General features: G+C 45.9%; 10 protein-coding genes. 3 read left to right on the forward strand and 7 right to left on the reverse strand.

Going from position 1 to position 14,577, the window contains the following annotated elements:
* Positions 1-6: 6 nt before the first annotated feature.
* The 4 genes from RT143_RS01640 to RT143_RS01655 are packed head-to-tail and all read right to left on the reverse strand — an operon-like array spanning position 7 to position 5,876.
* Positions 7-1,194, reverse strand: a complete 1,188-nt coding sequence (locus tag RT143_RS01640; protein ID WP_313090726.1) for an ABC transporter permease — start codon at positions 1,192-1,194, stop codon at positions 7-9.
* Positions 1,194-2,636: an ABC transporter permease gene (locus RT143_RS01645; RefSeq protein ID WP_313090727.1), complete on the reverse strand. Its 1,443-nt coding sequence runs from the start codon at positions 2,634-2,636 to the stop codon at positions 1,194-1,196. Before RT143_RS01645 ends, RT143_RS01640 begins: the two co-directional genes overlap by 1 nt.
* An 8-nt stretch (positions 2,637-2,644) precedes the next feature.
* A complete protein-coding gene (locus tag RT143_RS01650) occupies positions 2,645-3,856 on the reverse strand; it encodes an HlyD family secretion protein (protein ID WP_313090728.1) in 1,212 nt (403 codons plus the stop codon).
* Between the two features lie 46 nt (positions 3,857-3,902).
* Entirely contained in the window at positions 3,903-5,876 is a 1,974-nt protein-coding gene (locus RT143_RS01655; protein WP_313090729.1) for a TolC family protein, read from the reverse strand.
* Between the two features lie 649 nt (positions 5,877-6,525).
* Between RT143_RS01655 and RT143_RS01660 the strand changes: the two genes are divergently transcribed.
* Positions 6,526-7,812 carry a replication-associated recombination protein A gene (locus RT143_RS01660; RefSeq protein WP_313090731.1) on the forward strand — a complete coding sequence of 429 codons (1,287 nt, stop codon included), beginning with the start codon at positions 6,526-6,528 and terminating at the stop codon, positions 7,810-7,812.
* Here the strand turns inward: RT143_RS01660 and RT143_RS01665 are convergent.
* Positions 7,806-8,462 (reverse strand): BLUF domain-containing protein, encoded by a 657-nt coding sequence (locus tag RT143_RS01665; RefSeq protein ID WP_313090732.1) that lies wholly within the window; start codon positions 8,460-8,462, stop codon positions 7,806-7,808. The genes RT143_RS01660 and RT143_RS01665 overlap by 7 nt on opposite strands.
* Before the next feature lie 445 nt (positions 8,463-8,907).
* Between RT143_RS01665 and ribBA the strand changes: the two genes are divergently transcribed.
* Complete coding sequence (gene ribBA / locus RT143_RS01670; protein WP_313090733.1) at positions 8,908-10,023, forward strand: bifunctional 3,4-dihydroxy-2-butanone-4-phosphate synthase/GTP cyclohydrolase II; 1,116 nt, start codon at positions 8,908-8,910, stop codon at positions 10,021-10,023.
* Positions 10,024-10,136: 113 nt separating this feature from the next.
* Here the strand turns inward: ribBA and RT143_RS01675 are convergent, their stop codons facing one another.
* Positions 10,137-10,610, reverse strand: a complete 474-nt coding sequence (locus tag RT143_RS01675; protein ID WP_313090734.1) for an acyl-CoA thioesterase — start codon at positions 10,608-10,610, stop codon at positions 10,137-10,139.
* A gap of 53 nt (positions 10,611-10,663) precedes the next feature.
* Positions 10,664-11,638 carry an acyl-CoA thioesterase gene (locus RT143_RS01680; RefSeq protein WP_313090735.1) on the reverse strand — a complete coding sequence of 325 codons (975 nt, stop codon included), beginning with the start codon at positions 11,636-11,638 and terminating at the stop codon, positions 10,664-10,666.
* A gap of 184 nt (positions 11,639-11,822) precedes the next feature.
* On the opposite strand from RT143_RS01680, the gene plsB reads away from it, so the two are divergent.
* Positions 11,823-14,576: a glycerol-3-phosphate 1-O-acyltransferase PlsB gene (plsB, locus tag RT143_RS01685; protein WP_313090736.1), complete on the forward strand. Its 2,754-nt coding sequence runs from the start codon at positions 11,823-11,825 to the stop codon at positions 14,574-14,576.
* Position 14,577 lies beyond the last annotated feature (1 nt).

Raw genomic sequence — 14,577 nt, forward strand, 5'->3', positions numbered from 1 at the left:
CAAGGATTAATCTGCTAGCGATTCACTTTCTTTACTCGCTAATAAAAGTAGCAGCAATAAACAAACCAAGAAAATCATCATGAGTGCCATGAGATACACGTTGACATACGCCAGTGGCACGCCCATCTGGTTCAGCATCACAGAGGCATTCATCCCAGAGGTGCTAGGCAACACCCAGCGTATATACTGCAGTGGCTCAGGCAGCATTTGATACGGCCACGAAATCCCTGAGACAAACAGCATCGGCATTGAACTTGCGACCAAGATTTGCATCGCCCGTTCTCGCGCCCCAAACCACACCCCAAGTAAACAGCCCAGTGCCGTTACCGCGGGGAAAAACAGGGCAAGCAGTATCAGTGAACCCGTCAGATTTTGGTTACGGATATAGTCATTGTTGGAAAACACCCAGCCATAATAAAAACAGCCGAGCACAAAACCAAAACACGCTAAGCCCAATATTCGCGCAAGCCACGTTTTCATCGAAGCGCGGTGCATGTCTTGCTCTGCCCAAGTACCCACTAGCATTGCTGTGCCCATCAAAAACATCTGCTGCAGAATCAATATTGCAACCGCAGGGACAATATAGCTGCCATAGCCTTCGGTACGGTTGTATAACGGATTAATCGTCAGCGCAACAGGGGAAATATTGTTTTTGGCAACCGTGATATCTTGCCCGATGGCGACATTTTTTTGTACTTTCGCCCCTGCCGACACTGTGCCGATGACTTCTAAAAACCCCGATTGTACTTGTTTATTGAGCAAAAAATAGTTACCGTTGGCAAGGATACTCACCTTGGCAGGTTGTCCTGTGGTCACTTTTTGATACAGCCCTGAGGGTATCACCATGTAGCCTGCAATTTTGCCTTGCCACATCAGCTGCTTGGCACTGTTTTCATCGTTTACAATGGTGCTTTGGATGCGTGGATTGGCTTGGGCGTAGCTGATAATGGTCTGCGATAGACTTGAATGGTCATAATCCACCACTGCCACAGGGACATGACGCACCACTTCTTTTGAATACGGCCACGGGTAAAAAAAACCATAAATAATCGGGGCAATCAGTAGCATACTGAGCACCCCTTTGTCTTGAAACACGCTGCGCCATACATGCAAAACTTGCAGCAAAAAACCGCGCTCCCAAATGTTGGCAGATTTGCTTACGTCGACTTTGCCGGGCGTTGTCTGGGTGGGCATCAGCGTTGCCCCCATTTTTCAGGCTTCAACAAGGCCTTTTTGGTCAACAAGGCGGCTAGCAATAAGGTAATCATGACGGCAATAAAAAATCCGATAAAGCTGCTATAGGCAAACGATGGCGGCGCACCCATTTGTAATTGGGCGGTTTGCAAGTTGAGATAATGGGTTAATGGCAGGGCATTTGCCCAACGCTGCGCGGCAGGACTCATCGCCAAAAATGGAAACGTCACCCCTGAAAAAGCAAATGACGGCGCGGAGATAAATCCGGTAAATGACAAGCCTTGACGATACGAAAACGTACCTACCGTGACAATCACCCCAAGCCAAAACGACACCATCATAAACATTAAAAATATCAGATAAGTAATCGCCACGGATGCCAAGCGAATGGGAAAAATTTGCATCACCAAGGTCAACGCCACCGCTGCCCAAAGCGTATAGGCAAACATCGCCCAAATTAGTTTGCCATTGAGCCCTGCGATAATCAGCGATAGTTTGGGTTTTTCGTGCCCCAGTGTCACAGGATGGTTAGGATTAAAGGGGCGGTTAAAGGCATAGTTACTGGCATGGTTACTGGCAAATTTGGGGGATTTTAGCGACTGGTACCACTCACCTAACGTCTTGTCGACCAGCTCTCGCCCGACAGTTGACGCCCCAATCACCATCGACAAAATATGTAGTAAGGCTGGTACCACAGTGACTGCCAAAAATTGCTGATAATTATTGGCGGTATTAAACAGTGCCACACTTTGCGATTGTATCGGTGCATAACTGGTTTTGGTCAGGGTGACATCTTCGCCAATGGCGACTCGCCGCTGCATCTCTGCCCCTGCCGAGAAAGTACCTACCGCTGTCTGTACCGCTTTTTGTATCATGCCTGAATGCGTGCCATACTGGGCATTGACATTGAGTAGCAAGCGCGAGGTTTTGCCAGCCAGTAGATTGGTTGAAAAATTCTCTGGGATTTCAACCACCGCCATGACATCGGTAGTCTCGATGGCTTGCTGGGCGGCAGCGGCACTATGAAGACTTTTGACCACCGCAACTTCAGGCGTCGCATCAATATAACGGATAATCGTCGCGGATTGCGCGGAGTGGTCATTGTCTATGACCGCAATCGGAATCCCGACTGCCATGCCTTTGCTAAAAATCCACCACACCAAAAATATCAATATGATGGGCATCCAAAACATCAAGGAAAAATCCCAGCGATTTTGCACCAAAAAATCCCATTCACGGCGCGCACTGTACCAAAACGCTGCAAAGAATTGCACAAAGCCTGAGCGGTTATCGAACTGCGCATGACGCTCTTGATCATTGTCATTGTTACCAGCCCTAACACTGACACTGACACTGTCACTGGTATTTGGCACAGCGGACGATGTCAGTGAGGGTTTAGAGCGCTTGTTTGATGTCAGTTTTGATGTCAGTTTTGATATCATGGTTGACTTCATTGTGTTTGGGTTGGCTGCTGGCTTGCCGGTATATCAACCAATACGGTCATGCCCTGTCTTAGGCGTGTATCTGACTGGCTCGGGCGCGCACGAATCTCAAAGGTACGCATATCAAAGCCGTCTTTGCTGTTGGTGGGGCGCCACGTGGCAAAATCTGATAGCACGGAACTTGCGTACACTTTAAACACTTGGCGGTAAGGCTGATTGTTGACCGATAATGCAGGAACCGTACCGCTAAATTCACTGCCGACTGCAAAATGGTTTAGATTGTTTTCGGTAACGTTAAGCACAACCCATTGGTCTTTGGGGTCAACAATGGTCATCAGTGGTACGCCCTGTCCAACCACTTGACCTGGTTTGACAATCACGTTGTCCACGATACCCGCAATCGGGCTTTTAAGATTGGCTTCTTCTTTGGCAACCATCGCTTCTTTAAGCTTGCCTTCTACTTGGCTGACTTGCGCTTGCGCGGCGGTTTTATCTTCACTGCGCGCGCCCGTTTTGGCTAACTCATATTGGGCTTTGGCGATTTTGGCTTTATCGACACTGGCGACATAGTTGGTATAGGCTTCGTCACGTTTTTGCCGTGACATCAAGCCTTCTGCCGCTAGTCGATTAATACGTTCGTAGGTGACTTTGGCAAGGTCAGCAGCGGATTGGGCAGCATCGTACTGGTATTTTGCCATTTCAATCTCTTGCGGTCTTGCGCCATTGTTGGCTTTGTCCAGTTGGCTTTGGGCTAATTCTTTGCCTGCTTGTGCTTCTTCGACCTTGGCATTGATTTCTGGGCTATCCATATCAATCAAGCGTGTGCCGACGCTAATTTCATCGCCTTCTTTGACATAAATATTGGCAATACGACCGGCAACTTTGGCAGCGACAGGCGTTTGCTCTACTTCCATATGCCCTTGTATGGTCACAGGCTCGCTGCGCGTTTCGCGCTTGTCTTTGATTAGCCCCCATGCGACCAGTCCAATCAGCCCAAGGATAATCAAGGCAATAATGATAGTGCGAATTTTACTGGGTTTTTTGGTGGGCGGCACGTAACGGCTATCCGACGTAGCGGCTGACAGGCTGTCCTCTGCGTGCGGCTCATCGGCAGCTTGGGCGTTCATCGCTGCATTAGCATTATCCGCAGCGCTGTCCAAAGTGTTGTCTTTAGCGTTGTCCATCGCATTGTCTGGTGTTGGGTTTTGTGGATCAGCCATACGGTAAGCCTACTGGTGAAATAAAGACACGGGTTAAAATAATTGATTAGTTTTTACGATGTTCAAAATAAATCGCTGGTAGCTTGACATCTGCTGCCTGCATATAACGGTTAAACTCTAGCGGCGTACCGCAGCTTTGCATCAAGTCTGCCATTGCCTGTACATAATCATTTGCCGCTTTGGCTTGCTCGGTTTTGGCTTTTTCCAAATTGGCCTCGGCTTGCATCACTTCTACGGCCGTGTTGACGCCTTCTTTAAAACCGAGCTGACGAAAACGTAGCATCTCGCTGGCAAGTTCAATATTGGTATTTAAGGCAATGAAATTATCGCGTGCATTGTTGACTGTTTGCCAATTTTTTTCTACCAATAACATAATATTATCATTGACATCCACTTGGCTAAATTCGGCTTGGTGCAGCTTGGCAAGGCTCGATTGGGTACTGGTACGGCGATCTACCCCACCCCACAATTTCCAGTTGGCAGACACCCCAGCAATCCAATTTGGGTCAGCGTCGATTTCAGAGCGACCAAAGACGGTGACATTGGGTTTGTAGGCGGATTCACTAAATTCATGCAGCGCTTTAGCTTGGTTGTACTTGGCGGCAACCTTATCAAAACCTGGGTGATGCATTTTAGCCTGCTGCTGAAAATAACTGAGTGGCGGCAACGGCTTGGTGGATACAAATAAAGGCGATGTTGGTTTGATAAAATATGGCGTCCGCAGTAACCGCTGTAGTGCGGTCATGGCAAGCTCAGCATCGTTCAGCGCTTTGCTATTTTCGTATTCGGCATCGGCTAAGGCTTTTTTTGCTTCCAAACGCTCGACTTTTGAAATCAGCCCCACATCCAGTGCGCGCTGCGCGGCATGGTCAGTGGCACGAATCGCATTGAGCGCATCGGCGCGTAGATAAGCTGCCATGATGGCAAGCTGGGTTTGAAAATAGCGTTTGGTAAGCGTGGTGTATTGTTCATCCAGTGACAAATCAGCATCGGCACGGCTTTCATCAGTCATACCATTGAGCAAACTGGTCACTGCTTCGGTTTTATGTCCGTTATAGGCAGACCATAGCACGGTGACATTTGCGCCTGTTCTATTTTTATCGACATTGACAGGGATGCTATTGGGAATCGGGTCGGTGATTAAACCACCGATATCGACAGGGGTGGTAGGCAGTGGCAAAGTGATGGGTAAATTACCAATATTGTTATTGACTGCGTTGTCAATGGCATTGGCTAGGTTGTTTTTAATGCCCGTGGTATCTATATTGTCATCCACATGTACATGCGTGGCGCTGGCACCCAGATACACAATCGGTTTATTTAAGCCTTTGGTTGACTCAGCTCGCAGCTCATTACTCACGATTGCCGCATTGTCTGCCGCGACTTTGGGTGATACTTTAACTAGGTACTGCTGCGCTTGTGCCAGTGTCAAATTACTGGGCACATCTAGGCCATAACTTGGCGGATAAGGCACCCCATTATTGATAGTAGGATCGTAGCTGAGCCCAGCTACTTTGCCACCTTTGACTTCATTGGAGCGGGTCGCGGTTTTTTTCGATGGCGTGTCTGCTGATGGTGCGTCCGTGGCAGGGCTAGCATTGAGTACAGGCTCAGGATTGGGCGGGGTATTGATTACCGGCGTAAACTCTGCGGTATCGCCACTGGTACTGGGCTGCAATCTGCTAGTGGGCTTTATAGTTGCCGCTGCTGGTGTGGTTTTAGCCAATGTTTTAACAGAATTTTTAGCCGATGTTTTAGCTGATGTTTTAACAGGCGGCTTGTTAGCATTTTTAGTGGGGGTACTGGTGGTTTTGGTGGTTTTTGTTGTAGTTTTTGTCGGGGTGGTTTTGGTAGGGCTGGGTTTGGTGACCGTGATCGCAGCAGTCGCAGCCAAAGATAAGGACAAATTCAACGAAACCATTGCCACCGTAAACGCAGACAGGGTAAGCACGCGTGATAGAGGCTGCAGAGGATGGCTTACTGGGTAAGTCGATGGTTTGATGGATTGATGTAATTTCATACGACTCGCTAATAACTTGCCTATGGCTTTGCCGCAACATAACAACCCCGCAAGCCGTCAATTACCCTAGTAATTCATGCGGTCGCCGTTATGATGCCCGTATTACCAAAAAACTGTCTTATAAAAAACTGTCTTGTTAAATAATGTCTTATTAAATAATGCCTAATTAAATAATAATGAAATACCAAAGTGAGCACTAACTGTCAGTTTGAATATTAACTAAAGTATGAGATTGTAAAAAGAAAAAACTGACCCGTCAATCCACACTTGTCATATTAACAATATTGTAGTTTTTTTAAAAATATGGCTCATTAAGCCTCACATCATTACTGTTTATTTTTATTTAACAAAGGAAAAATATTTCTCAATCCAAGTAGTCACACAAATCAAACAAGTTAGCTTACCGCTGTCATTTAAGCATGCTAAAATTCTTAAAAAACCCTCGTTGTTTTTGATGCAATTACTTTTACCAAGTTATTTTTGCCACGCTACTTGTGTCAAACTACTTTTACCAAGCTACTTTTACCAAGCTACTTTTACCAAGCTACTTTTACCAAATAAGTGCTGCGCTTGACTACAATCCCAATTTAAAAAATAATGAAATCGCTGAAGACCTTCGACTAAGTAATCCAGTTAAACTTATACCTTAATGATGAATCAACTCGCTCAAATCCCCCTTGCCCAACGTGTCCGCCCAAAATCGCTTGACCAGGTAATCGGACAAACCCACTTGCTCGGTGCCAATGCGCCGATTCGCCGTATTGTTGAGCAAGGTTACTTACCCTCGATTATTTTGCATGGCGAAGCAGGCATCGGCAAAACCACCTTAGCCATGCTATTAGCCGATGCGGTGGGTCGTCCTTTTCGCCCGCTCTCGGCTATCAATGCAGGGGTCAAAGAACTGCGTGAAGTACTGGCAAAAGATGACGGCTTGTTTGGCGAGCCGCCGGTGGTATTTGTCGATGAGATTCATCGGTTTAACAAAGCACAACAAGATGCACTCCTCGGGGCGGTTGAGTCAGGGGATATTACTTTAATTGGTGCGACCACCGAAAATCCCTCGTTTAGTGTCAACAATGCGCTATTGTCTCGTTGCCAAGTGTATCGGCTCAACCCCTTGAGCGAAGATGAAATCAGCCAAGTGCTACAACGTGCCATTGACGATGATGCAGTTTTTAAACAATTTAAGATTGAAATACAATCAAGCCAAGCGATTTTTGCGCTATCGCAAGGCGATGCACGTAAGGCGTTAAATTTACTTGAACTCGCCATTCAATCAAGCCCCAATTTTAAGCCAGGTAGCCAGTCACCGATTGTGGTGACTGATGACAGTGTCATCGCCGTGGCAGGTGCAAGCCTGGTACGCTACGACAAATCAGGTGATGGCCATTATGACCTAGTGTCAGCGATGATTAAGTCAGTCCGTGGTAGCGACGCTGATGCGGCACTGTATTGGATGGCGCGGATGCTGACAGCGGGCGAAGACCCTGCCTTTATTGCGCGTCGGTTGGTGATTTTGGCGAGTGAAGATATCGGACTTGCCAATCCTAATGCGTTACTACTTGCTGATACCGCCCTGCGAAGCGTGCAGAGCATCGGTATGCCTGAAGCGCGGATTATTTTGGGGCAAGTGGTGGTGTATTTGGCGACATCGCCGAAGTCCAATTCTAGTTATCAGGCGATCAATAAAGCAATGCGACTGGCTGAAAATGACCAATCACCTGTACCGCTACATTTGCGTAATGGCGTCACCAAGCTGATGCGCGCCGAAGGTTATGGCGCCAATTATATCTATCCTCATGACTACCCCAACCATTACCACCCACAGCAGTATCTGCCTGATAATTTGATGGGCACACGATTGTTTGACTTTGCTGATAATGCCAAAGAACAGCAAACCTATGCCTTTATACAGTGGTTAAAGGACAATCATTGAACAGCGGCGGCTAAAAAACCCGTCAAAGCAGACAACGGATGATTTAGCGCAGCCCAATGAACCCTATTCTGTAATACCCAGTATATCACCAGCAATAAGAACACTAACAAAAACCCAAGCTGAATCCACAAAAAATAGCGATGCTTAAAGCCCAATCGGCGCAGCTTGGCATGGCTATAACTGCCCTTATCAAAGTCGGTATGTTGATGCCTTTGCCATTTGCCCGAACGATAATAGTTTTCTACATCTGCAAGCAACCTTGGTACACTGGCGCTATCAAATTGCGCAGTTTCAAAATAGTCTAGCAGGGGGCTAATATCATCGACATCATCCATATCATTGACGCTATCTAAATTGATGCAGTGCATTTTCCAGTGCCCAAACAGCGCATTGGGCGCCTGTCCCTGCTCAATGACGTGAATATTTTTGTGTCTTTTATCGGCTTTGATTTTGTCAAATAGCTGGGTGATAGTGCGCTCACTACCTTCCATATATTGTAGAAAGTTGCCTTGCTTGAGAAATAGTACGCTATTGACATTTGCTTGGGTGTTGCGCGCGACTGATTGACGATAGATATCAGGCAACGTCATCGTATGCAAACTTGCTTGTAAGGTAATTTTGCTCGTGTAGATAAGATAAAAGACTGACATCACAGGATCCTTAGATAATAAATCGGTTAGACGTCTATGACTTTTTAATAGCGTTTTTTTAAAACGTATTAACAATGTAATTTTTATTAATTATTAAGTAATAATATACCAGTTTTTTTTAATTTTTGCTCAAAAATTATACAAAATCACCAATTTTTGTTAATTTTTTCAACTAATCTACCCTAACCTTATGTCTGCGTGCGCTACCAACGTCTATGGCTATCAATATTTCGCTGCTTAGACTAACTGAGTTAATGCTATAATAGCGATCTAATAAAAAATGGGCGCCTATACTAGCTTCACCCAATTTGATTAGGTGATTGTTAAGGTTAATTTAGACAATAGTTTGAATAATACTAGCTGATAGCGCTTATTTTCTGTCCCTATTTTTCAATCAGTTTTTTAATCAATGTTATTTTAATAAATCGCTAACAAAGGCACTTTTATGGCATTTAATACAACGGCAGAAATTATCGATGACATCCGTGCAGGCAAAATGGTCGTTTTGATGGATGATGAAGACCGTGAAAACGAAGGCGACTTGTTGATGGCAGCCACCCATGTACGCCCAGAAGATATTAACTTTATGATTACTCATGCGCGTGGCTTGGTGTGTTTGACCATCACCGCTGACCGCAGTGAACAGCTCAATTTACCGCTTATGTCGGATAAAAATGGCGCTAAATTTAGCACCAACTTCACGGTATCAATCGAAGCGGCAGAAGGGGTCACCACAGGTATTTCAGCAGCGGATCGCGCCAGAACCATCCAAACAGCGGTGTCTTCGACTGCCAAGCCAGAAGATATCGTACAACCAGGGCATGTATTCCCAATTGTGGCACAAAATGGCGGTGTGCTACACCGTGCGGGTCATACTGAAGCGGGCTGTGACCTAACACGCTTGGCAGGACTTGAACCTGCGGCAGTGATTTGTGAAATTATCAAAGAAGATGGCGAAATGGCGCGCCGTGATGACCTAGAAATTTTTGCCAAAGAACATGGCTTAAAAATCGGTACCATCGCTGATTTGATTAATTACCGTATTGCCAATGAGCAAACGGTCGAAATGGTTGCAACCTATCCTATGCAAACTGAGTTTGGTGAGTTTACTGCTTATCGTTTTAAAGAAAAAAATTCAGAGGATACCCATTTGGCACTGGTCAAGGGCAACCCTCAAGAAGGCGTGAGCACTGTGCGGGTGCATAGCTTCCAGCCATTGCGCGATTTATTCACCGTGCAGCTACCCAACAGCGGTAAGAGTAACTGGGATATCCATGCCTCACTCAAAGAAATCAGCGAATCAGAGCGTGGCGTGTTTGTATGGATTGGGCATCAACAAGCGATTGATATGGGCGAAGCGCTCGATAACTTTGTCGCTGACAAACCCAACTCACCGCTTAAACACCAACCCTACCGCAGCATTGGGGTTGGCTCACAGATTTTACGTTATCTGGGCGTGCGTGATATGCGTTTGCTGTCATCACCGCTCAAATTCAACGCGTTATCAGGGTTTAACCTAAACTTGGTCGAAACCGTAGCCAACCCAGGCCACAAAGAATGATTTACGAGATAGCAATTTATCAGACAAAAAAGCCACAAGTTGCTATGCTTGTGGCTTTTTTTAACAATTTTAGTAACAGTTAAATTTTATGAACAATTAAATTTTAGCAACAGTTAAACCATATGACTTTCTAACTCGGCAAGTTGTTGGCGTTGACCATCAGAAATCGGTTGTTTGTTTTTACCGTTTTGGTCAAAAAATACAATGACGGATGATACGGTAGCGACGACTTTTTGCTGGGCCGTGCTAAAGTAAACATAGTCATGGGTCAGACTAGTATTGCCTATTTTTTTGGCACGAATGCCAATCCAAAGCACATCGGGGAAAGTGACCGAATTTAAATACTGGCAAGATGACGAAGCAATCACGGTATGGGTTTGTAAGTTAAACATATCAACTTGTTCAAGGTAGTGGATACGCGCGCGCTGGGCATAGTTGTAATACACCACGTTATTGACGTGATTGAACGCATCCATATCACCCCATTCCACTTTTTGCTCATAGATAACAGCAAAGCCTTTTAATGGGTGATTGTCTTGTTGGGCGATGTCCTGGCGAGTGGTATCACTAATTGGGGGATTGGACATATTTTTCTCTCTTATACGGCTACTATTTAATATAAGGTAAAATTATTGAATCACTAGCGCAGTCGCATTAGACCTTGCTGCTGGGTTGTGGCGACCAATTTGCCATTTTGCCAAAATTGACCGTGGTTTAGGCTTTTTGACTGTGATGTGGTATCGCACCACATGTTGTAGAGTAACCAATCATTCATATCAAATGGGCGGTGAAAATGCATACTATGGTCGATACTTGCCGCTTGCAACCCTTTAGTCATAAAGCTAATCCCATGTGGCATCAGCCCTGTACCAATCAAATAAAAATCAGAAGAAAATGCGAGCAGTGCTTGTTGCACTTGAATTGACTGTTTGCCCAGCTGCGGGATACGTAGCCAGTTGGCTTGGCTAGGTTCCATGATTTTTGGATGGATTGGGTCACGCGGCTGTACTGGCTTGATTTCGATATGACGCTGGCGCATAAAGCGCGCTTTTAGGGCATCAGGTATTTTGCCTACCACTTGGTCTTTGAGCTGCTGCTCGGTCAGCAACACATCTGGCGCAGGATACGTTGGCATCGGTTGTTGATACTCAAGCCCTTCTTCAAACGGTGAAAAAGACGCCATCATGGTAAAAATTATGCTCGGTTGGTTATCATCATCATATTGGCGTGCTGTCACTTGACGTGAAGCAAGACTGCGACCGTCGCGCAATTTCTCGACCTGGTAATATACAGGCTTATTGATATCGCCACCGCGCAAAAAATAGCCATGGAACGAGTGGCAAGGTTTTGCATGCTCCACAGTATGGCTGGCTGCCATCAATGCTTGTCCCAGTACTTGCCCACCAAAAATACGCGCACCCACATAGTCGTAACTTTGCCCAATAAATACACTGTCTTGATACGGTACGAGGGTTAAGGTTTCCAATAACTGCGTGACTAATTGCTGCCAACTCGCTTGCTGCTCAAGCTGCTGCGTTACGGCTGTTACGGGCACCTGTGGTTGGTGAGTGATATCAATCGTATGGGTATGGTTTATATCTTGCTGGCTTGCCATAGACACTCTTATGATTAACGTTATTTTGGGTAGATAAAATGGATTAAAGTCACTCATTATACAAGAATTTTTGAGTGATAAGGTTTAGAAATTCATCAATCTATGGCATGATAAGACATATTTTAAACCTTGTATTTATCTTTAAAAAACTTACGAAAAAACTCACGCAATCACTAGGCATACTATGAATCACGTAGGGAAAAATTCAGGCACTACCGAAGCGAACAACAAAGGTACCCATCCTGCTGCGACCCCGCTGTTAAAAAATCTTTACCGACAAGTCTCTGGCAAATTATTGGGGCTCGCCGTCAAATCCAAACTTATCGGCGACATCCCCAATATTAGCCAAGCTAGCACCCATGGTGGCGATGATAAGCTACCGCCAGCTAGCGATAACTTAGCAAGCGCCAATACCAATACCTCAAGCCAGCGACTCACCTTTTATGTGCTCAAAGAGTATTCTCGTAGCAACAGTATTTTAATTGACCTAGAAACCAAACAATACGACCTACCCCCTGCCCTAGCCAATGTCATCGATCGGGCGCATGGTATTGATGAAAATACCGCAATGATTTTTTTGCATCACCATAAAACAGAAAAACTGTCTGATGACAGCGCCGTATTTTCACCTCGCCTACTACGTTTGATTGAAGCCGTCGAGCAATACCCAACGCTACACATTGATTTTATCCCTGTCACTATCTTGTGGGGTCGCGCGCCAGAAAAAGAAGATTCGCTGTTTAACCTCCTCACCGCTGATGAATGGCAAGTGCCCACCATCAGTAAACAGCTATTTAATATCGGGGTCAAAGGGCGGGATACCTATGTGCAGTTTCACTCACCCAAAGATTTGCGTGGCATTATCGAAGAGGAGATTAGCAAAAACCCTGCGCTGCAAGCCGATAGCGTGATATCCACTGATGCTGCTAGTGAAGAGCGCCATCATTTACACACCATCACTGCACGGGTACAGCAGCGTTTAGAAGGTTATCTGGATAAGCAACAAGAAGCCATCTTAGGTCCTGACTTATCAGACCGTCGCAATGTGGTCGATAAAATTCTGTATACACCTGCCATTCAGCATGCCGTGAATGTCGATAGCAAAGAAAACTCGCGTGAACTCGCCAAAAGCCGAAAACTGGCGCGTGGGTATTTGAACGAGATTGCCAGTGACTACTCGTATGCAACCGTGCGCTTTTTTGACCGCTTTTTGACCTGGCTATGGACACAGTTGTATGACGGGGTTGAAGTGGCGCACTTTGAGCGGGTACGCGAACTGGCATCCGACCATGAAATCATCTACGTGCCTTGCCACCGCAGTCACATGGACTATCTGTTACTGTCATACGTGATTTATAAACGTGGTTTACGGGTGCCCTACGTTGCCGCAGGCGAGAACCTAAACATTCCCGTGCTAGGTCAAATACTACGCAATGGCGGCGCTTTCTTTATGCGTCGCAGTTTTAAAGGCAATCCGCTGTACTCTGCGGTGTTTCGTGAATATGTGCATAGTATGCTGATGCGTAACACGCCGATTGAGTACTTCATCGAAGGTGGTCGCTCGCGCTCAGGTCGCTTGTTACCGCCCAAAAAAGGCATGCTAGCGATGACGATACAAAGCCATCTGCGCCAAGCAGGCAAACCGATTGTCTTTATCCCGACCTACATCGGTTATGAACGTATTATGGAAGGCGGCACTTATGTGGGTGAGCTTAAAGGTAAACCCAAAGAATCTGAGTCGCTATTGGGTTTGTTAAAAGCCAGCCGAAAAATCGAGCGTATCTTTGGTCATGTGCACGTCAGTTTTGGTCAGCCACTGTATCTAGCTGATTTTATGAAAAAATTTGACGTCGCCCCAAATACTCTACCCAAAGACCGTACCGATAGTGATATGCCTGCCAATGTCACTCACATGATTGACAATTTGGGCATCAAAATCATGCAGCGTATCAACCGCTCTGCGGTGCTTAATCCAGTCACTTTGCTATCTTTGGTACTGCTCGACACGCCGCATGGCGCACTCGATGAGCAAAGCTGTCGTGAACAGTTGGCACTATATCAACGTATCGCAGAAAAAATCCCGTATGATGATGATGTGTCAATCACCCAGCAAAGCCCAGAATCCATTATCAATTATGGTGTCAAGCTTAAACTCATCGAGCGCACCCCACATGTGCTCGGTGACTTGATTCGTATTGCGGACGGTCAAGCGCCGCTACTGAGCTATTTTCGCAACAATATTTTGCATATTTATATCATCGCGTCACTGTGTGCATCATTGATACAGCGTAATGGCACCATGAGTCTAAATACTATTGAGCGGGTGGTGGGTATTATGTACCCCTTCTTGCAAGCAGAGTTGTTTTTGAAATACCCCCTGCGCACCCTAAATGACACTTTGCGTGAGCATATCGATACGTTGGTCGAAGAAAACATCATCGTAGACAAAGGGGTGAATGCGGACGGTCATCGCATCCTGACCACACCAGAGCCGAATACCCGTAGCTATCAGCAGTTGACAGTACTTGCCAACTCAGTTGAGCAAAGTTTAGAGCGTTACTTTATGGTACTTGCGCTGCTGAGTCAGCAAGGCTCAGGCAAACTCACCAAAGATCAAGTGATTGATTTGGGTCATCTGCTAGGTCAGCGTCTATCCGTGCTATACGAAGATGACATGCCAGATTTTTTTGACCGTGCCTTGTTTACTAGCTTTATGGATGCGCTAGAGCGTCTAGGGTATATTACGGTGTCGGCCAGCGGGGTGATTGAGTTCGATGCTCGCATTCATACCATGGCAAAAAGCGCGCGGTTTATTCTTAATATGGATGTGATGCATATCTTACAGCAAATTTCACAACTGACTGATGAGGAAATCAAACGCACCTTGACTGAACTGCAAAACAAAAAGCAACGCAAATTTAGTCGTAAAAAAGCTTAAT

Origin of the sequence: Moraxella sp. CTOTU48268 (assembly GCF_032069585.1) — a bacterium.
Classification (GTDB): domain Bacteria; phylum Pseudomonadota; class Gammaproteobacteria; order Pseudomonadales; family Moraxellaceae; genus Faucicola; species Faucicola cinerea.

Coding starts and splice junctions, on each gene's coding strand:
- plsB (WP_313090736.1), top strand. CDS start 11,823: ATGAATCACGTAGGGAAAAATTCAGGCACTACCGAAGCGAACAACAAA.
- RT143_RS01675 (WP_313090734.1), bottom strand. CDS start 10,610: ATGTCCAATCCCCCAATTAGTGATACCACTCGCCAGGACATCGCCCAA.
- RT143_RS01660 (WP_313090731.1), top strand. CDS start 6,526: ATGATGAATCAACTCGCTCAAATCCCCCTTGCCCAACGTGTCCGCCCA.
- ribBA (WP_313090733.1), top strand. CDS start 8,908: ATGGCATTTAATACAACGGCAGAAATTATCGATGACATCCGTGCAGGC.
- RT143_RS01650 (WP_313090728.1), bottom strand. CDS start 3,856: ATGGCTGATCCACAAAACCCAACACCAGACAATGCGATGGACAACGCT.
- RT143_RS01665 (WP_313090732.1), bottom strand. CDS start 8,462: ATGTCAGTCTTTTATCTTATCTACACGAGCAAAATTACCTTACAAGCA.
- RT143_RS01640 (WP_313090726.1), bottom strand. CDS start 1,194: ATGCCCACCCAGACAACGCCCGGCAAAGTCGACGTAAGCAAATCTGCC.
- RT143_RS01680 (WP_313090735.1), bottom strand. CDS start 11,638: ATGGCAAGCCAGCAAGATATAAACCATACCCATACGATTGATATCACT.
- RT143_RS01645 (WP_313090727.1), bottom strand. CDS start 2,636: ATGATATCAAAACTGACATCAAAACTGACATCAAACAAGCGCTCTAAA.
- RT143_RS01655 (WP_313090729.1), bottom strand. CDS start 5,876: ATGAAATTACATCAATCCATCAAACCATCGACTTACCCAGTAAGCCAT.